This window comes from Streptomyces sp. UF-297 (assembly GCF_058245575.1).
Genome location: NZ_JBSIBZ010000054.1, coordinates 45,945 through 64,164 on the forward strand (window position 1 = coordinate 45,945; position 18,220 = coordinate 64,164).

Annotated in this window: 14 protein-coding genes; 10 read left to right on the top strand and 4 right to left on the bottom strand. The window is 74.1% G+C overall.

Annotation, left to right across the window (positions count from 1 at the left end; genetic code table 11):
• Positions 1-19: 19 nt before the first annotated feature.
• The gene (locus AC4IJH_RS26900; RefSeq protein WP_490854461.1) at positions 20-1,513 is read right to left on the bottom strand and encodes a PP2C family protein-serine/threonine phosphatase; all 1,494 of its coding nucleotides are present in this window, start codon (positions 1,511-1,513) and stop codon (positions 20-22) included.
• Positions 1,514-1,857: 344 nt separating this feature from the next.
• On the opposite strand from AC4IJH_RS26900, the gene AC4IJH_RS26905 reads away from it, so the two are divergent.
• The 5 genes from AC4IJH_RS26905 (at position 1,858) to AC4IJH_RS26925 (ending at position 10,568) form a co-directional block, all read left to right on the top strand.
• The gene (locus AC4IJH_RS26905) at positions 1,858-3,282 is read left to right on the top strand and encodes a HEAT repeat domain-containing protein (RefSeq protein WP_490854447.1); all 1,425 of its coding nucleotides are present in this window, start codon (positions 1,858-1,860) and stop codon (positions 3,280-3,282) included.
• A 203-nt stretch (positions 3,283-3,485) separates the two neighbouring features.
• The gene (locus tag AC4IJH_RS26910; RefSeq protein WP_490854448.1) at positions 3,486-4,610 is read left to right on the top strand and encodes a glycosyltransferase family 4 protein; all 1,125 of its coding nucleotides are present in this window, start codon (positions 3,486-3,488) and stop codon (positions 4,608-4,610) included.
• On the top strand, positions 4,607-5,872 hold the full coding sequence (locus tag AC4IJH_RS26915) for a glycosyltransferase (RefSeq protein WP_490854449.1): 1,266 nt from the start codon (positions 4,607-4,609) through the stop codon (positions 5,870-5,872). The genes AC4IJH_RS26910 and AC4IJH_RS26915 overlap by 4 nt, the downstream gene beginning before the upstream one ends.
• A complete protein-coding gene (locus tag AC4IJH_RS26920) occupies positions 5,854-6,870 on the top strand; it encodes an SGNH/GDSL hydrolase family protein (protein ID WP_490854450.1) in 1,017 nt (338 codons plus the stop codon). Before AC4IJH_RS26915 ends, AC4IJH_RS26920 begins: the two co-directional genes overlap by 19 nt.
• Before the next feature lie 92 nt (positions 6,871-6,962).
• A complete protein-coding gene (locus AC4IJH_RS26925) occupies positions 6,963-10,568 on the top strand; it encodes a hydantoinase B/oxoprolinase family protein (protein WP_490854451.1) in 3,606 nt (1,201 codons plus the stop codon).
• A gap of 3 nt (positions 10,569-10,571) precedes the next feature.
• Here AC4IJH_RS26925 and AC4IJH_RS26930 read toward each other — a convergent pair whose 3' ends face one another.
• The 3 genes from AC4IJH_RS26930 to AC4IJH_RS26940 are packed head-to-tail and all read right to left on the bottom strand — an operon-like array spanning position 10,572 to position 12,876.
• Positions 10,572-11,447 (bottom strand): 5-oxoprolinase subunit C family protein, encoded by an 876-nt coding sequence (locus AC4IJH_RS26930; protein ID WP_490854452.1) that lies wholly within the window; start codon positions 11,445-11,447, stop codon positions 10,572-10,574.
• Positions 11,444-12,103, bottom strand: coding sequence for a 5-oxoprolinase subunit B family protein (locus AC4IJH_RS26935; protein WP_490854453.1), 660 nt, complete (start codon positions 12,101-12,103; stop codon positions 11,444-11,446). Before AC4IJH_RS26935 ends, AC4IJH_RS26930 begins: the two co-directional genes overlap by 4 nt.
• On the bottom strand, positions 12,100-12,876 hold the full coding sequence (locus tag AC4IJH_RS26940; RefSeq protein ID WP_490854454.1) for a LamB/YcsF family protein: 777 nt from the start codon (positions 12,874-12,876) through the stop codon (positions 12,100-12,102). The genes AC4IJH_RS26935 and AC4IJH_RS26940 overlap by 4 nt, the downstream gene beginning before the upstream one ends.
• Before the next feature lie 308 nt (positions 12,877-13,184).
• Between AC4IJH_RS26940 and AC4IJH_RS26945 the strand changes: the two genes are divergently transcribed.
• From AC4IJH_RS26945 to AC4IJH_RS26965, 5 genes are all read left to right on the top strand, one after another.
• Positions 13,185-13,910 carry a GntR family transcriptional regulator gene (locus AC4IJH_RS26945; protein ID WP_490854455.1) on the top strand — a complete coding sequence of 242 codons (726 nt, stop codon included), beginning with the start codon at positions 13,185-13,187 and terminating at the stop codon, positions 13,908-13,910.
• A 103-nt stretch (positions 13,911-14,013) separates the two neighbouring features.
• Positions 14,014-14,721, top strand: coding sequence for a DUF969 domain-containing protein (locus tag AC4IJH_RS26950; RefSeq protein WP_490854456.1), 708 nt, complete (start codon positions 14,014-14,016; stop codon positions 14,719-14,721).
• Complete coding sequence (locus AC4IJH_RS26955; RefSeq protein ID WP_490854457.1) at positions 14,718-15,686, top strand: DUF979 domain-containing protein; 969 nt, start codon at positions 14,718-14,720, stop codon at positions 15,684-15,686. The genes AC4IJH_RS26950 and AC4IJH_RS26955 overlap by 4 nt, the downstream gene beginning before the upstream one ends.
• A 55-nt stretch (positions 15,687-15,741) precedes the next feature.
• Positions 15,742-16,386 carry a pyroglutamyl-peptidase I gene (gene pcp, locus AC4IJH_RS26960; RefSeq protein WP_490854458.1) on the top strand — a complete coding sequence of 215 codons (645 nt, stop codon included), beginning with the start codon at positions 15,742-15,744 and terminating at the stop codon, positions 16,384-16,386.
• A gap of 56 nt (positions 16,387-16,442) precedes the next feature.
• Positions 16,443-17,999, top strand: coding sequence for a hypothetical protein (locus tag AC4IJH_RS26965; protein ID WP_490854459.1), 1,557 nt, complete (start codon positions 16,443-16,445; stop codon positions 17,997-17,999).
• Positions 18,000-18,220 lie beyond the last annotated feature (221 nt).

Below are 18,220 nucleotides of genomic sequence, written 5' to 3' on the forward strand. Positions count from 1 at the left end.
CGTCCCTGCCCGGCCGTCCCTACCCACCGATCCTGGCGATCAGCACACACGCGTCGTCCTCGCGCTCGGCGCTGCCGAACTCCTCGACGACGATCCGCACACAGTCCTGCGCACTGCGGGCCGCGGCGAACCGCGGTGCCAGCGCCAGGAGCCGCTCGGCGCCCTCGTGCGCCGTGTCGGTGCTGTGTGCGCGGCGGGGCACCAGCCCGTCGGTGTGCAGCACCAACAGGTCCGAAGGGGCCAACTGCTCCGTGATCTGGGTGTAGTTGGCGCCAGTCGTCGCGCCCAGGAGGACACCCTCCGGGCGCTCGAGCGCACGTCCCGTCCCGTCGCGGAACAGCAGCGGGGCGGGGTGTCCTGCCTGGGACCAGACCAGTTGCAGGGTCTCGGGGTCGAAGCGGCAGCACACCGCGCTGCCCAGCGCGGGCTGCGCGGAGACGTCGAGCAGCTGGTTGAGATGGCCCATCAGCGGCCCGGGCTCCTGGCCCGCCACGGCCATGCCGCGCAGCGCGCCGAGCACCATCGCCATGCCGGAGGTGGCGGTGACGCCGTGTCCGGTGAGGTCGCCGACGCTCAACAGCGTCTTGCCGTCCGGGAGTTGGAGGGCGTCGTACCAGTCCCCGCCGATCAGTGCGCTGGTCCCGGAGGGGAGGTAGCGCGCGGCGAGGTCGAGGGCGACCGGGCCGCCTTGCGGGAACCGCAGGGAGCCGCGCCACGGCGGCAGCACGGCTTCCTGCAGCTCGACCGCAAGCCGGTGCTCTGTCTGCGCGATGTGCCGTTGGCGCTGCAGCGAGTCACGGGTCTCGCGCACCGCCCGCTGGCTGCGGCGCAGCTCGCTGACGTCCCGCAGCACGGCCCACATGCATGCGGTGCTGCCGTCGGCGTCGAGCACCGGCTCGCCCACCATGTGCACCGTGCGCACGCTCATGTCCGCGCGCACGATGCGGAATTCGCCGTCGATCGGCTTTCCGTCCACCAGGCAGTCCGTGACCATCGTGGTCAGCTGCTGCTGGTCCTCGGAGAAGACCAGGGAGGGGAGTTCGTCCAGGGTCAGCGGGCCGTCCGCGCTCTCCCTGCCGAAGATCCCGAAGAGTTCGTCGGACCAGCTCACCTCGTCGGTGAGCAGATTCCACTCGGCGCTGCCCACCCGGCTCAGCAGCGAGCCGCGCTCATGGGCGTCGGCCTCGGGCTCGGGCGGTGCGTCCTGCCCGGAGGTGTCCGGGCCGTGCTCGCCGAGCCCGACCGTCCCGCCCTCCTCGGAGTCGGCGGGAAGCCCTTCTCTGAGCTGGTCGAGATGGCCGTCGAGGTCGTCGAGGTGGTGCACCGCCAGGTCGCACAGGGCGCGCTGCCAGCGCAGCTGCGGGTCGGCGGTGGCCTCGCTCTCGGAGACGGCGTCACGGCGTACGGCGTCCAGGCCGCCGCGAAGGCGGCGTGCCTGGGTGATGAGTGCGTCGACCGCGTCACGCTCGGGTGGCTGGGCGGCTGGACGGTCCGCGAAGAGATGGGACGGCATGACGTACTCCGATATCAGGCGGCGCGTGGCCATGTCTGCGGCCAGGTCGGCCATGTCTGATGGAAGGGGCCGGTAACGACTCTTGCACAGCCTGCGACCGCCCGTAAGGGATTTGGCATTACCCGATACGGTGGTGCTTTTGGCATATGCCCCCGGCCTCCCTGTGGCAACCCCGTCAAGAATCGGCGGAATGGTGGGTTCCAAGCTAGGCTGCGGCGGCCGTATAGCTGCCGTCCCCGCCGATCCACGGTGGGAACGACGCATACGACCCGCGGTCACCGGCAAGAATGCCGGTCAGCGGAAATCCCGTTGCCAGCCTGTCCCCCGCACCGGATGCTGACCTCATGTTCGATCCAGACATAGCGCCCAGTGGCACCCTGCTCGGCCTCCTGCAGCGAGGCCGCGGCGACGGGACCCTGCACGCCCTCGCGGCGCCGCGCGCCGAGGCGCTCGCAGCGCTCAACGACAGCGTGCTGCGCGACCCCCGGCGCGACTGGCAGGTCGAGAACCGCTCCCTGTACTACGCACGCCTCTACATGCAGCTCGACGGCGGGCTCGAGGACATCGAACGCCACCTCTTCCACCCCGACGACCGCGTCGACACCTCGGAGGAGCGCACCGGCCTCGCCCTGGCCGTCCTGGGCCACCTCGCCTCCTACGGCCGCGACGCCGCGCTGCTGCTGCTGCGCAGCTACGCCGCGGCCGGCAGCAACTGGCGCTGGGCCCTGGACGAGCTCGCCCTGCGCGACGACGACGCCGGGCTCGCCACCCTGGCCCCCGCCGTCCTCGCCCGCTTCCCCAAGACCCCCAAGGGCGAGGCCGAGCTGGCCGCCGCCGTACGCGACGCCTTCGAGCCCCGGCCCTGGCGCCTGTGGGCCGAGGACCCGCGCTACGGCGAGCGCGTACGCGCCGCCCAGGAGCAGGGCAGCTTCGACCGCTGGCAGCGGCAGCTGCGCCCCAGCGGCCCGCGCCCCGGCTGGAGCGTGCGCGAGGTGCTGGACTGGGCCCAGCAGGGCCCCGAGCCGCACCCCGAGGAGCGCCGCCACATCGCCGCCGCCCGCTGCCTGGGCGCCGTCGCCGGACCCGAGGACCGCCCCGAACTGATCCAGGCCGCCCTCACCGGACCCGACGCCGCCCGCGCCGCCGCGCTGCGCCACCTCGCCGAGCGCGGCGACCCCGACGCCCTCGACCTCATCGAGGCCGCGGCCGCCGACCCCCGCTCCTCCCGCGCCCTGGCCGGCGCCGCCCTCGACGCCTTCTCGAGAATGCGCAGCACGGCCGCCGTCGCGCGGGCCCGCGCCTGGGCCCCGCGCGAGGACCGGCTCGGCGCGGCCGCCGCCACGATGCTCGCCTGCCGCGGCGCCCAGAGCGACGCCGACCTGGTGCTGGCAGCCCTGCGCAGGACGGTCCGCACCGAAGGCCCCGACGCCGACGGACTGTGGGAACTGGTCGACGGCGTCGGCCGCCTGGAGGTCGGCTGCGCGGCACCGGTTTTGCGCCACATCTACCGCGAGACCTCCTCCTCCCACCTCCGAGGCCGGGCCGCCAGCGCCCTGGCCGCCACCGACCCCGGCTTCGCGGCGGGCTTCGCCGTCGAGTGCCTGTGGGACTGCGAGGAGACCACCAGAGAGCTCGCCGCCCGCCACGCGGCCACCGGCGACGCCCGCGTCATGGAGCAGCTCCGCCGCCTCGCCGCCGACCCGGCGGAGGAGGACGAGGTCCAGACCGCCGTCCGCAGCCGCTTCGGGCCGGACGCGCCGGCGCTGTGACGCGGGGCCCCGGGCACCGCCTCTGAGGGCGCCGGACGGGCCGTGAGCCGCCCGGAGGCCGGCCCGCCGCCTTCGCGTCCGTACGCGCCGCCCCGGCGCCTCTACGGCGGCCGTGCCGGGCGGGGGCCAACGCTCATGGGACGTTCCCCGGCTGGAAAGATCCACGTGGCCGGGGCCACGCACGGCCCGTCGACAACAGCGGTATGCGAGTTGTCATCGTCACCGAATCCTTCCCACCCGATGTCAACGGCGTCGCCCACTGCGCCCTGGAAACCGCCCGGCACCTCGTCAGGCGCGGCCACGACCCCCTGGTCATCGCCCCGCTGGGCGCCCTGGGCGAGCAGGGCCACAGCGGCGGCCCCTGCCCCGTGGTCCGCCTCCCCTCCGTACCGTTGCCCGGCTACCCGCAGGTCCGCCTGGCCCTGCCGGGGCGCCGGCTGGCGGCCGAACTGGCCGCCCACCACCCCGATGTCGTCCACCTCGCCGGCCCCTTCGTCCTCGGGGCCCGCGGCATGGCGGCCGCCGCCCGCCGGGGCCTGCCCACCGTCGCCGTCTACCAGACCGACCTGGGCAGCTACGCCCGCACCTACCTCGGCACCGGAGCCGCGGCGGCCTGGCGCCGCATCCGCGCCGTGCACACCGCCGCCGACCGCACCCTGGCACCCTCCACCGCGGCCCTGCACGACCTGGCCGCACACGACGTGCCACGGCTGCGCCTGTGGCCGCGCGGCGTGGACTCCGCGCGCTTCCACCCCGCACGCCGTGACGAGGTGCTGCGCAGCTCCCTGCTGGCCGGTCGCGAGCTGCTCGTGGGCTACATCGGCCGGCTCGCCCCCGAGAAGGAAGTACGCCTGCTGGCCCCCACCTCCCGGCTGCCCGGCGTACGCACCGTGGTCATCGGCGACGGCCCCAGCGCGCCGGGTCTGCGCGCCGCCATGCCCGACGCGCGCTTCCTGGGCCGCCGCACCGGCGACGAACTCGCCCGCCTCTTCGCCTCATTGGACGTCTTCGTGCACACCGGCCCGTACGAGACCTTCTGCCAGACCGTCCAGGAAGCCATGGCCAGCGGCGTCCCCGTCGTGGCCCCGGCCTCCGGCGGCCCCCTCGACCTGGTCACCCACGGCCGCACGGGCCTGCTGGTGCCACCCGGCGACCCGGACGCGGTACGCGGCGCCATCCAGTTCCTCGCCCACGCCCCCGCCCTGCGCACCGCATACGGCACCGCCGCCCGCACCGCCGTCGCGGCCCGCACCTGGGAAGCCGTCGGCGACCAACTCCTGAGCCACTACGAGGACGTCCTCACGGCCCGGACGGCGGTGGCGGCATGAGGGCCTCCGGCGGAGGCGCGGGACCTCCTCGTGGCCGTACGGGCGCGGGCGGCCCGGGCGGCGGCGAACGGCTGGCCGTGGGCGGCTCCGGATCGCTGCGGATCGTACGGATCGCGAACTTCATCACCCCGGCTTCCGGCGGGCTGCGGACCGCGCTGCACGAGCTGGGGGCCGGATATCTGGCGGCGGGGCACGAGCCGGTGCTGATCCGGCCCGGCGCCGCCGCGCACGACCACATCACCGGGCAGGGACGGGTGATCACCCTTCCGGGGCCGGTGCTGCCCGGCACCGGCGGCTACCGCGTCCTGGCCGACCGGCGGCGGGTCCAGCGCGTCCTGGAGGCGCTGGCGCCCGACCGGCTGGAGGTCAGCGACCGCACCACCCTGCGCTGGACGGGGCAGTGGGCGCGCCGCGCCCGGGTGCCCTCGGTGATGGTCTCCCACGAGAGCGTGGACGCGGTGCTGCGGACCTGGGGCGTGCCCGACGGCCTGGCGCGCGGCGTCGCCGACCGGCTCAACTCCCGTACCGCGCACGCCTACAGCCGCGTGGTGTGCACGACGCAGTGGGCCGCGGCGGAGTTCACCAGGGTCGGGGCGCGCAACGTCCTGCGCGCACCGCTCGGCGTCGACCTCGCCACGTTCCATCCGGGCCGCCGGAGCGAGGAACTGCGGCAGCGGTACGCGGGCGGCTCACGCACCCTGCTCCTGCTCTGCTCCCGCCTCTCGCCGGAGAAACGGCCGGGCCGCGCCCTGGACGCACTCGCCGAGCTGCGCAGACACGGCACGGACGCCGTGCTCGTGGTCGCCGGCGACGGCCCCCTGCGCTCCCGCCTCCAGACCCGCGCCCGTGCGCAGCGCCTGCCCGTCACCTTCCTCGGACACATCGCCGACCGCGGCCGGCTCGCGGACCTCCAGGCGAGCGTGGATCTCGCCCTGGCCCCCGGCCCCGCCGAAACGTTCGGCCTCTCCGCCCTGGAAGCCCTCGCCTGCGGCACCCCCGTGGTCGCCGCCGCCTCCTCGGCCCTCGCCGGCATCATCGGCCCCGCGGGCGAGACCGCCCTCGACGACGGCTCCTCCTTCGCCGGCGCGGCCCGCCGCCTCCTCGCCCGTCCCCACCACCGCCCCCGGGCCCGCCACCGCGCCGAACAGTACGGCTGGCACACAGCAGTCGACGCCTTCCTCACGGCCCACGACGCCCCCACCTTGCACACCATCCGCACGGCGCACAGAAGGGACAGCGCGGCATGGCGCGGAACGAGCTAGCGGGGCCTTCCCCGCCCCGGCAGGGGCGCGGGGAACTGCGCGACCAGCCCCCACCGGCCCGCAGCCGAACGACCACACTCCCAGCGAAGCGCCCCACCGGACACAGGCCGTACGACGGCGACGCCATCCGCTTCGCAGCGCTCGGCGACTCCCTCACCGAAGGCCTCGGGGACCCGGCGCCCGGGGGCGGCGGCTGGCGCGGGTGGGCCGCACTGCTGGCGGACGGGCTGGGGGAGCGGCCAGGAGCGACGCGGCTGGTGAATCTCGCGCGCAGCGGCGCGCTGGCCGCCGACGTGGCGGGGCGTCAGCTCACCGCCGCGCGACGGGCGGGGCCGCAGCTGGCGTCCGTCATCGTCGGGGGCAACGACACCCTGCGCGCCGCCTTCGACATCGGGTCTGTGGTGGAGTCCCTGGACCGGACGTACGGGGCACTGCGCGCCGAAGGGGCCGTGCTGCTGACCGCCTGTCTGCCGGACCCGGGGCGGATGCTGTGTCTGCCCGCGCCGCTGGCCCGCCCCCTCGGGCGCCGGATGCGGGCCGTCAACCAGGCCGTACACGCGCTGTCCCGGCGGCACGGAGCCCTGCATCTGCACCTCGCCGACCAGCGGTGGGTCGCCCGGCGCGCCGCCTGGAGCGTTGACCGGCTGCACCCCAGCGAGCTGGGGCACCGGCTGCTGGCGGGGGAGTTCCACGCCGCGCTGAGCGCCGCCGGCCTGGCGTACGGCCCGCCGCCCGGCCCGAGGCCCGACGGCCCGGCGCCCACCCTCGCCGCCTCGGCCTGGTGGATGGCCACCCGCGGCACCCGCTGGATCGCCGACCGCTGCACCGACCTGCTCCCCGGCCTGCTGGGCCTGGCCGCCCTGGAGTGCCACCACGCCGTCCGCGGCCGTACCCACCTCCTGGACGCCCGCTCCCACCTCGCCACCCACACCGCCCTGGCCGAACGTGCCTGCTTCCCGCCGGCCGCCGACCGGAGCCCCGCCACCTCGTCGGCGTAGCCCCCGTCGGCACCGCCCCGCCGTGGCCAAAAGCCCCCGAATCACCCCGCGCAGCAGCGCACGGCGGGCAAGAGGGTTGGGACAATGGGCGGATGACGGGACGCTGGGAGTTCTGGGTCGATCGGGGCGGTACGTTCACGGACGTGGTGGGCAGGCGGCCCGACGGGCGGCTCGTCACCGGCAAGCTGCTGTCGCACAATCCGGAGCGGTACCGGGACGCGGCCGTCGCGGGGATCCGGGCGATGCTGGACCTGGCGCCGGACGAACCGGTACCGGCCGAGCAGGTGGCCGTGGTCAAGATGGGCACCACCGTGGCGACCAACGCGCTGCTGGAGCGCAAGGGCGAGCCGACGGCCCTGGTGATCACGGAGGGGTTCCGGGACGCGCTGCGCATCGCCTACCAGAACCGTCCCCGCATCTTCGACCGGCACATCGTGCTGCCCGAGGCGCTGTACGAGCGGGTGATCGAGGTGCCCGAACGGGTGGACGCACAAGGGGAGGTGGTGCGCCCGCTGGAGGCGGAGGCGGTGCGCGAGGCGCTGGAGCGGGCCCGGCGCGAGGGGGTGCGCAGCGCGGCGGTCGTGCTGCTGCACGGCTACCGCCACCCGGCCCACGAGAAGGCCGTCGCCGCGCTGGCGCGCCGGGCCGGTTTCGCGCAGGTGAGCTGCTCGCACGAGGTCAGCCCGCTGATGAAGCTCGTACCGCGCGGCGACACGACCGTCGTGGACGCCTATCTCTCGCCGATCCTGCGCCGGTACGTGGACGAGGTAGCCGACCAACTCCCGGGCATCCGGCTGATGTTCATGCAGTCCAACGGCGGGCTGCGCCAGGCCGAGCACTTCCGCGGCAAGGACGCGGTGCTCTCGGGCCCCGCGGGCGGCGTGGTCGGCATGGCCCGGTCCTCCGCCGAGGCGGGGCACGAGAAGGTGATCGGCTTCGATATGGGCGGCACCTCCACCGATGTCTCGCACTACGCGGGCGAGTTCGAGCGGGTCCTGGGCAGCGAGGTGGCGGGCGTACGGATGCGGGCGCCCATGATGAACATCCACACCGTCGCGGCGGGCGGCGGCTCGGTGCTGCACTTCGACGGGCGCCGCTACCGCGTCGGCCCGGACTCGGCGGGCGCGGTGCCCGGACCCGCCTGCTACCGCCGCGGCGGACCGCTGACCGTCACGGACGCCAATGTGATGCTGGGACGGGTCCAATCGGCCCACTTCCCGGCGGTGTTCGGCCCGCGGGGCGATGAGCGCCTCGACGCGGAGACGGTCCGCGCCCGTTTCGCCGAGCTGGCGCAGGAGACCGCACGGGCGGTCGGTGACCGGCGCAGCCCGGAGGAGGTCGCCGCCGGATTCCTGGACATCGCGGTCCTGAACATGGCCAACGCCGTCAAGAAGATCTCCGTGCAGCGCGGCCACGACGTCACCCGCTACGCCCTGACCAGCTTCGGCGGCGCCGGCGGCCAGCACGCCTGCGCGGTCGCCGACGCGCTGGGCATCGACACCGTCCTGGTCCCGCCGCTGGCCGGGGTGCTCTCCGCGTACGGCATCGGCGTCGCGGACGCCACCGCCATGCGCGAACAGGCCGTCGAGGTCGAGCTGACCGGCGACTCGGCCGTCCAAGTCCAGGACATCTGCGCGGAGTTGGCGCGCGAGAGCACGCAGGAGCTGCTGGCGGAGGGGGTGCCGCGCGAGAGCATCACCACCCGGGCGCGGGTGCTGCTGCGCTACGCCGGCACGGACAGCGCGCTCGCCGTCCCGCTGGCCGCCGCCGACGCCATGGCCCGGGAGTTCGTCCGCGAGCACCGCGCGCGGTACGCCTTCACCATGGACAAGCCGCTGGTGGCCGAGGCGGTCTCGGTCGAGGCGGCGGGCGCGGCGGGCGGCGCGGCCCGGCACGAGATCGCCGCCGAGGAGCGCGCGGGCGATCTCCAGCCGCTCGCCAGGGTGAGGATGTTCACCCAGGGGCGGTGGCAGGACACCGAGCTGTTCGCGCGGGGCGAGCTGCGGCCCGGCGACACCCTCACCGGACCCGCGATCATCGCCGAGGAGGACGCCACCACGGTCGTCGACCCGGGCTGGCGCGCGACGCCGGGGGAGCGCGGCCACCTGCTGCTCAGCCGGGTGCGCCCGCGCCCCGGACGGGTCGCGGTCGGCACCGACGCCGACCCCGTGATGCTGGAGGTCTTCAACAGCCTCTTCATGGCCATCGCCGAGCAGATGGGGGTGCGCCTGGAGAACACCGCCCACTCCGTCAACATCAAGGAGCGGCTCGACTTCTCCTGCGCGCTCTTCGACTCCGAGGGCAACCTCATCGCCAACGCCCCCCACATTCCCGTGCACTTGGGGTCGATGGGGGAGTCCATCAAGGAGGTGCTCAAGCGGCGCGGCGGCGAGATGCGGCCGGGCGATGTGTACGCGATCAACGACCCGTACCACGGCGGCACCCACCTGCCGGACGTCACCGTCGTCACCCCCGTCTTCGACGAGAACGGCGCCGAGCTGCTGTTCCTGGTCGCCTCGCGCGGCCACCACGCCGAGATCGGTGGCATCACCCCCGGCTCCATGCCCGCCTTCAGCCGGACCATCCAGGAGGAGGGCATCCTCTTCGACAACTGGCTTCTCGTACGGGACGGCAGGCTGCTGGAGGAGGAGACCCGCGACCTGCTCGCCGCGGGCCCCTACCCCTCGCGGGCGCCGGACGCCAATATCGCCGATCTGCGCGCCCAGATCGCCGCCAACGAGAAGGGCATCCGCGAACTGCGCCGGATGATCGGCCAGTTCGGCATCGAGGTCGTACGCGCGTACATGGGACACGTGCAGGACAACGCCGAGGAGTCGGTGCGCCGGATCATCGCCGGCCTCGGCGACGGCTCCTGCCGCTACGAGACCGACAGCGGCGCCGTCATCCAGGTCGCGCTGCGGGTGGACCGCCGGGCGCGCAGCGCCGTACTGGACTTCACCGGCACCTCGCCCCAGCAGCCGGGCAACGCCAACGCGCCCAGCTCGGTGGTGATGGCCGCGGTCCTGTACGTCTTCCGCACCCTGGTCGCCGAGGACATCCCCCTCAACAGCGGCTGTCTGAAGCCGTTGGAGGTCCGCATCCCCGAGGGATCCATGCTGGCGCCGGTCTTCCCCGCGGCCACCGTCGCGGGCAACGTGGAGACCTCGCAGGCCGTGACCGGCGCACTCTACGCGGCACTCGGCGTCCAGGCCGAGGGCTCGGGCACGATGAACAACGTCACCTTCGGCAACGAGCGGGTGCAGTACTACGAGACGGTGGCCAGCGGCGCGGGCGCGGGCGACGGCTTCGACGGCGCGGACGCGGTGCAGACCCATATGACCAACTCCCGGCTGACCGACCCCGAGGTCCTGGAGTGGCGCTATCCGGTACGGGTGGACGGCTTCGCGCTGCGGGAGGGCAGCGGCGGCCCCGGCAGGTGGCACGGCGGCTGCGGCACGGAACGGCGGCTGCGCTTCCTGGAGCCCATGACGGTGGCCCTGCTGACCGGCCACCGCAGGGTCCCGCCGTACGGCATGGCGGGCGGCGGCCCCGGCGCCACCGGCGCCAACTCCGTTGAACGCGCGGACGGTTCGGTGGAGGAGCTGGCCGGCTGCGATGTCGCACAGCTGGACGCGGGGGATGTGCTGGTGGTCCGTACACCGGGAGGCGGGGGGTACGGCGAGCCCGCGGCCGACTGAGGGTCAGCCCCGCCCGGCGGGGCGGGGCACGAAGCGTACGGGGGTCCCCGGGACGGCCTGGGCCGCGGCCGCGAGGTGGCGTTCGGGGACGACGCCGACGACCGGGTAGCCGCCGGTGGTGGGGTGGTCGTTGAGGAAGAGCACCGGCAGGCCGTTCGGCGGGACCTGGAGCGCGCCCAACGGCATGCCCTCACTGGCCAGTTCACCCTCGCGGCCGCGTTCCAGCGCCGGGCCCTCGGTGCGCAGGCCGATGCGGTTGCTGGCCGAGGAGACCGCGAAGCGGCCTTCGGCCAGCGTGCGCAGCCCCCGGGCGGTGAACCAGCCCTCGCGCGGGCCCAGCACGAGCGGCAGGACCAGCTCCCGTACGGGGCCCGGGTGCGGGACGGTGTCGACGGCGGGCGGCGGCCCGTACGGATCGCCCAGCGGCAGCACGGCCCCCTCGGTCAGCGGTGCGGGGCCGAGCCCGGACAGGATGTCGGTGGCACGGCTGCCGAGCACCGCATCGGCCTGCACACCGCCGCGGAAGGCCAGATAGGAGCGCAGCCCGTAGGTGGCGGCACCGGCCTCCAGGACGGCGTCCGCCGGGACGTGCACCGGCGCGCCCCAGGGTGCGGGGCGGCCGTCGACGCGCACCGTGCAGGGCGCGCCAGTTACGGCGACGGTGGTGGCCGTGCGCACCCGTACGGCACAGCCGTTGAGCGTCGTCTCCAGCGTGGCGGCCGACTCCGGGTTGCCCACCAGACGGTTGGCCAGGCGGTGCGCGGGTTCGTCCAGGGCCCCGGCCCGCGGCACGCCCAGGTGCGCGTGGCCGGGCCTGCCCAGGTCCTGGACGGTGGTCAGGGCCCCGGCGCGCAGCACGGACAGGGCGCGGTCGGTCATACGGGCTCTTCCTGGGCGGGCACCTGCCGGTGGTCGGCGGCGCGGTCGGCGGGGACGAAGCGGACCCGGGTGCCCGGCGACAGCAGTGCCGCGGGCTCGCGGGAGGTGTCCCACAGCACGGCGTCGGTGGAGCCGATCAGCTGCCAGCCGCCGGGGGAGGAGCGCGGGTACACCCCGGTGTACGGGCCCGCCAGGGCCACCGCGCCGATGGGGACCTTGGTGCGCGGGGTGCTGCGGCGCGGCACGTGGAAGCGCTCGGGCAGGCCCGTCAGATAGCCGAATCCGGGCGCGAATCCGCAGAAGGCGACGCGGAATTCGGTGCCGGAGTGGATCCGCGGGACCTCCTGGGGCGCAACGCCCCACAGGGCGGCGACCTCGGCGAGGTCCGGGCCGTCGTAGCGCACCGGGAGCTCGACGGTGCCCTCGCCCTCGCGCGCGGGCGGCGGGATCTCCCAGGAAGGCAGTTCGGCGGCCAGCCGCAGCGGGTCGCGCAGCCCGTCGAGCAGGACCGTACGGGCGGCCGGCACGATCTCGCGCACCGGCGGCAGGGTGCCGGCGGCGGCCCTGCGCAACAGCTCGGCGTGCAGCGCCTGCACGGCCTGCCCGCTGTCCACCTCGATCAGCAGCCCGTGCTCGCCGACCGGCAGCGGCCTCACGCGAAGCTCCGAACGCGCACGCCCGCGGCCTCCAGCTCGGACCGTACGCGGTGGGCGAGTCGGGCCGCGCCGGGGGTGTCGCCGTGCAGGCACAGCGAGCGCGCCGCGACCTCCACGCGGGTGCCGTCGCGGGAGGTGACGGCGCGGTCCCTGGCCAGGCCCAGGGCGCGCTTGACCACCTCGTCGCCGTCGTGCACGACCGCGCCGGGCTCGGTGCGCGGGACCAGGGTGCCCTCGGCGGTGTAGGCGCGGTCGGCGAAGGCCTCGCCGACGGTGGGGAGCCGGGCGCGCCCGGCGGCGCGGTGCAGCAGCGAGCCGGGCAGGCCCAGGACGGGCAGCGCCGAGCCCGCGGTCCGTACGCCCTCCACGACGGCGGCGGCCTGCTCCCCGTCGTGCACACAGCGGTTGTAGAGCGCGCCGTGCGGTTTGACGTAGCCGACGCGGGCCCCCGCGGCGCGCGCGAAGATCTCCAACGCGCCGATCTGGTAGGCGATCTCGTCGGCCAGCTCGCGCGGCGGTACGTCCATCGCGCGGCGTCCGAAGCCCGCCAGGTCGCGGTAGGAGACCTGGGCGCCGATGGTGACGCCGCGCTCGGCGGCGCTCTCGCACACCCGCCGCATGGTGCTGGGGTCGCCCGCGTGGAAGCCGCAGGCCACATTGGCGCTGGTGACGACGGAGAGCAGGGCCTCGTCGTCGGTGAGATGCCAGCGGCCGAAGCCCTCCCCGAGGTCGGCGTTGAGGTCGATCGCGGGGGTGGCCGCCGGCTCGCTCATGTACGTCCGTTCCTGAAGTGCCCGGATGGCGAAGTGACAGGGTCCGGCGGTCGGTTGGGTCGCTGCCCAGCCGCTCGGCTGCCCGTGCAGGGGCCGGTGGCCCGGATCCTGAAGTGCGTGTGCATACGGGGCCGGTCGGCCCGTATCCGTAGTGACTCTCCCCCGAGGGCACCCGAGCCGACCGGCGTTGCCATCAACGTAAGCGATTGTTCAACGATCCGACAAGAGGTGTGTTGTCTCGTTCTTCCATCTGGGATTGACTTCCGCTCACACAGCACAGGGGCGGAACCGAGAACGGGGAGCACGAGATGGCGACCGGAGTGGAGAAAACCGATCGGGTGCGGCTCGCCGAGGTGTCCGCGCTGGAGACGGACCGGGTGCTGCTGGGGCGCTCCAGCACCGCCGAGCGAGTCGCCGACATTCTCAGGGACCGCATCACCGAAGGGTACTTCCCGCCCGGGGCCCGTCTGTCGGAGGAGAGCATCGGGGGCGCTCTGGGCGTCTCGCGCAACACGCTGCGCGAGGCGTTCCGGCTGCTCACGCACGAACGGCTGCTGGTGCACGAGCTCAATCGCGGAGTCTTCGTACGCCTGGTGACGGTCGAGGACCTGGACGACATCTTCCGGGTGCGCACGCTCGTGGAGTGCGCGGCGGTACGCGGCCTGAGCGAGCCGCCCTACGGCGTCGAGGCCATCGAGGCGGCCGTCGTCGCCGGGGAGACCGCCTCGCGCCAGCGTCTGTGGCAGGACCTGTCGACCGCCAACATCCGCTTCCACCAGGCGATCGCCGGCCTGGCGGGCAGCCCGCGCACGGACGAGCTGATGCGCGCGGTGCTGGCCGAACTGAGGCTGGTCTTCCATGTGATGGACGACCCGCGGCGCTTCCACGCGCCCTACCTGACCCGCAACCGGCAGATCCTGGAAGCGCTGCAGGCCGGGGACGGCGGTGAGGCCGAGCGGCTGCTGGTGTCCTATCTGGAGGACTCGCGCCGTCAGCTCTCCGGGGCGTACGCGCAGCGCATTGCCGCGGGGTGAGATTCGCTCCCACAGGGCTCTTGTCGGATCGTTGAACAATCGCCTAGCCTCCTCGCATCCTCCTCACGGTCCGCGTGGGGTCCCGTATGCGGAAGGCGGACCCATGATCGTGCTGCTCGGCGTGCTCGTGGTCGTGATCGGTTTCGCGACGAAACGCAATCCGCTGCTGGTGGTGGGCGTGGCGGGCATCGCCACCGGCCTGCTGGGCGGGCTGTCACCCGTCAAGATCCTCGCCGCTTTCGGGGACGGATTCGCCTCCAGCCGCGCAGTGACGATCTTCGCCATCACCCTCCCGGTGATCGGCCTCCTGGAGCGCTACGGCCTCCAGGAACAGGCCCGCCACCTCATAGCCCGCTTCGGCAAACTCACCACCGGGCGCTTCCTCGCGCTCTACCTGGGACTGCGGCAGATCGGCGCCGCCGTCGGACTGACCAACGTCTTCGGGCACGCCCAGACCGTGCGCCCGCTCGCCGTCCCGATGGCCGAGGGCGCCGCCGAACGCAAGCACGGCACCCTGCCCGACAAGACCCGCGAGAAGGTCCGCTCCTTCTCCGCCAGCGCCGACAACGTCGGGCTCTTCTTCGGCGAGGACGTCTTCCTGGCCGTCGGCTCGATCCTGCTGATCACCGGCTTCGTCAACACCACCTACGGCACCCACCTCGAACCGCTGCACCTGGCGCTGTGGGCCATCCCGACCGCGGTGTGCGCCTTCGCCGTGCACGGCTGGCGACTGCTGCGCCTGGACCGCCAGTTGGAGCGCGAGCTGCTCACCGCCAACGCCGCCACGCTCACCAAGGAGGCCGCCAAGTGATCCAGGCCGAGTGGTTCTACTGGCTGGTCGGCCTCATCTTCCTGGTGATGGCCGCCATGATGTTCACCGACCGCACCAACCCCAAGCGCCACGGCACCGCCGCCTTCTGGGGACTGATCGGCCTCGGATTCATCTACAGCACCTGGGTGGTGGCCAAGAAGGCCCCGCCCGAGCCGCTGGGCCTGGCCGTCCTGGCCATGGCCTGCCTGGCCGGCTTCGGCTTCACCGGGCGCGGCACCCCCCGTACCACCACCGCCGAACAACGCGCCGCCAGCGCCCGCAGGTTGGGCAACAAGCTGTTCGTGCCCGCGCTGACCATCCCCGTGGTCGCCATGGTCTGCGCCGTCGGCGTCAAGAAGATCCGCATCGGCGGCGAACCCCTCCTCCAGGAGGGCAGCGAGACCATCCTGGGCCTGGGCATCGGCGCGATCGTCGCGCTCATCGTGGGCATGGTGATGCTGCGCGAGAAGCGCGTCGCGGTCCCCGTACAGGCCGGACGCTCCATGTTGGAGGCGATGGGCTGGGCGATGCTGCTGCCCCAGATGCTCGCCACCCTCGGCCAGATCTTCCAGGTCTCCGGCGTCGGCAAGCAGGTCGGCATCCTCGCCTCGGCCGTCCTGCCCAAGGACTCCCTCTACATCGCCGTCGTCGTCTACTGCGCCGGGATGTTCCTGTTCACCACCATCATGGGCAACGCCTTCGCCGCCTTCCCCGTGATGACCGCGGCCGTCGGATGGCCGGTCCTGGTCGAGCACTTCGGCGGCAACCCCGCCGCCGTCCTGGCCATCGGCATGCTCGCCGGATTCTGCGGCACCCTCGTCACCCCCATGGCCGCCAACTACAACATCGTCCCGGCCGCCCTGCTGGAGCTGAAGGACCAGTACGGCCCCATCAAGGCCCAACTGCCCACCGCGGGCGTGCTGCTCGGCTGCAACATCGTGATCATGTCCGTGTTCGCCTTCTGACCGGGCCGCCCGCACCCGCCTGCCCCGCCTTCCCACCACCGCCGAGGACGTACGTATGACCCGGGTACTGCTGACCGGATTCGAGCCCTTCGACGGCGAGCGCACCAACCCCTCCTGGCAGGCGGTACGCGCCGTCGCCGAAGCGCCGCCCACCGGGCTGAGCATCACCACCGCCGAGCTGCCCTGCGTCTACGGCGACGCGCTGAGCGCCCTGCGCTCGGCCGTCGAGGCCCGCGACCCCGAGCTGGTGCTGTGCGTCGGACAGGCCGGCGGGCGCCCCGACATCACCGTGGAGCGCGTCGCCGTCAACATCGACGACGCCCGTATCCCCGATGTGGCGGGCGCCCAGCCGATCGACGAGCCGATCGTGCCGCAAGGGCCCGCCGCCTACTTCGCCACCCTGCCCGTCAAGGCCTGCGTGGCCGCCGTACGCGCCGCCGGACTGCCCGCCTCCGTCTCCAACACCGCCGGCACCTTCGTGTGCAACCACGTCTTCTACGGCCTGCTCCACCTGGCCGCCACCGAGCGCCCCGGCCTGCGCGGCGGCTTCGTCCACGTCCCCTACGCACCCGCACAGGTCACCGGACGGTCGCTGCCCTCACTCCCGGTGAGCGCCGTCGCCCAGGCGCTCGGTGTGATCGCCGCCACCGCCGCCACCACGACAGTGGACGTCAAGGCTGTGGGCGGCGCCACACACTGACGCTGCGCACCGCGCCGTTTCGTCCGTTGTCAGTGTCAGCGCCTACTCTGTGCGACGTGACTTTTCCTGCCCCCGGGGCCACGACGCCCCAGCTCAACGGCACCGTCCGGTCCGACGGGCCGGCCCGGCCCGCGCCCGGCCCGGCCGCCGACGAGGGCCTGTCCCGCCGACTGCGCGCCCTGGCGTGCACCGCGCCGCTGCACGACCTCGACGTGCGCAAGGCCAACCTCGCGGGCGAGTACGGGGTGTACGCCATGGCCGAGGTGGCGCTGGCCGCCATCGACCTCGTCACGCTCAACATGGACTTCGACACCGGCGCCGACCACGAACAGATAGTGGCCCGCCTGCTCCCGCGCGTGGCCGCGCAGGCACCCCAGCGGCCCGCCGCCGAGCACGAGCGGGTCGCCCGCTGGGTGCTGGAGAACCTGATCAACGTCGGCAGCGTGGACCGCGGCTTCCGCGCCGTGTACGGCACCTTCGGCGCCGACGGCGAGTACATCCGCCGCGACTACGACTTCAAGCTGATCGAGGAGGTCCCGGGCCCCGGAGGCGGCGTCTACCTGCGCACCACCGACGAGGCGGTCAACGTCCTGGTCGGCGCCCTGGACACGGACGTCACCAGCGCCCAGATCGCCGCCGAGGTCAAGCTGGAGGTGCTGATCAACCGCGGCCGCCTCGCCGATGCCCAGCTCGCCGCCGAGCAGGCCCGCTACCGCACGGTCCAGTACGCCGAGACCCTCCGCAAGACCCTGGACGCCACCCGGCGCAACGTCCGCGCGGTGGACTGGCTCCAGGCCGTCCCCGACATGATCGCCGAGGCGCTGGACCACGTCGCGGACCGCTACCGCCACGAGAACGCCATCCTCACCAACATCCGCAAGGCGCGCGACGAGGCCGAGGCCGTCGACCACAAGACCGGCGAGCACAAGCGGCGCGCCGCCGAGCTGGTCGACATCGTCAAGGACTGCATCCGCCGCCACACCCAGCTGCAGTCCCGGCTGCTGGAGGCCGGCCCGCTCTTCCGCGCCGAGCAGGACCGCCAGGCCTTCGCGCCGCCCGCCGCCCGCGCGGGCCTGGACCTGTACGGCCAGCTCCTCGCCCCGACCCTGCCGCTGCCCGTCGAAGGCGCGATCCGCGTCACCGACGCCTTCTTCGCCCGCGGCACGGGCCTGCGCACCCCGCTGTCCGTACGCGTCGGCGACCTCGTCGACATACTGCTCACCCCGCCCATGGAGCGCGAGCACCTGGGCGCCGAGATGCCCGAGCCGGACCTGATCGCCACCCCCGACGACAGCCGCTTCAGCGAGGCGCAGCTGGAGGCGGCCATGGAGCTCCTCGACCTGCCCGCCGACGCACCCCGCCGCCTCTCCGGCCTGCTGGCCGACGCCCGCCGCCAGGACCCCGAACTCCCCTACCTGGTCGCCCTGCTGGCGGTACACGCCGCCAGCCCGCCGGTCGGCACCGCCTACCGCCAGGGCGAACAGCAACTCCTCTTCGCCGTCGACGACGGAACCCAGCTCACCGACCCCGAATTCGGCGGCGCCGACCTGATAGTGGGCACCGCACTCCTGGACGCAGCGGGCATGGCGGCCGACCGGTCGGAGGCGGCCTGATGCGAGGGCTCACGGCGCGCGGCCGACGCCTCTCGGCGTGCGGCCCGGCGCGCACGGCCTGTGGCCGGCATGTCCCGGGACGAGCCCCGGCGCCCATGGCGCACGGCCGGCGCCCCTTGGGCTGCCGCCGGTCCGGCACCGCCGGGCCGCGCCGCGGAGCGTCCCGCCGCTGCGGCGCAGAGACCTTCGCCCTGCGGGGGCGGCTGTCCGCGGCACCGCGC

What these genes read in the sequence shown, in the direction of transcription:
- AC4IJH_RS26900 (WP_490854461.1), bottom strand. Translation starts at nt 1,513, where the DNA reads ATGCCGTCCCATCTCTTCGCGGACCGTCCAGCCGCCCAGCCACCCGAG.
- AC4IJH_RS26945 (WP_490854455.1), top strand. Translation starts at nt 13,185, where the DNA reads ATGGCGACCGGAGTGGAGAAAACCGATCGGGTGCGGCTCGCCGAGGTG.
- AC4IJH_RS26915 (WP_490854449.1), top strand. Translation starts at nt 4,607, where the DNA reads ATGAGGGCCTCCGGCGGAGGCGCGGGACCTCCTCGTGGCCGTACGGGC.
- AC4IJH_RS26905 (WP_490854447.1), top strand. Translation starts at nt 1,858, where the DNA reads ATGTTCGATCCAGACATAGCGCCCAGTGGCACCCTGCTCGGCCTCCTG.
- AC4IJH_RS26940 (WP_490854454.1), bottom strand. Translation starts at nt 12,876, where the DNA reads ATGAGCGAGCCGGCGGCCACCCCCGCGATCGACCTCAACGCCGACCTC.
- AC4IJH_RS26930 (WP_490854452.1), bottom strand. Translation starts at nt 11,447, where the DNA reads ATGACCGACCGCGCCCTGTCCGTGCTGCGCGCCGGGGCCCTGACCACC.
- AC4IJH_RS26950 (WP_490854456.1), top strand. Translation starts at nt 14,014, where the DNA reads ATGATCGTGCTGCTCGGCGTGCTCGTGGTCGTGATCGGTTTCGCGACG.
- pcp (WP_490854458.1), top strand. Translation starts at nt 15,742, where the DNA reads ATGACCCGGGTACTGCTGACCGGATTCGAGCCCTTCGACGGCGAGCGC.
- AC4IJH_RS26910 (WP_490854448.1), top strand. Translation starts at nt 3,486, where the DNA reads ATGCGAGTTGTCATCGTCACCGAATCCTTCCCACCCGATGTCAACGGC.
- AC4IJH_RS26925 (WP_490854451.1), top strand. Translation starts at nt 6,963, where the DNA reads ATGACGGGACGCTGGGAGTTCTGGGTCGATCGGGGCGGTACGTTCACG.
- AC4IJH_RS26920 (WP_490854450.1), top strand. Translation starts at nt 5,854, where the DNA reads ATGGCGCGGAACGAGCTAGCGGGGCCTTCCCCGCCCCGGCAGGGGCGC.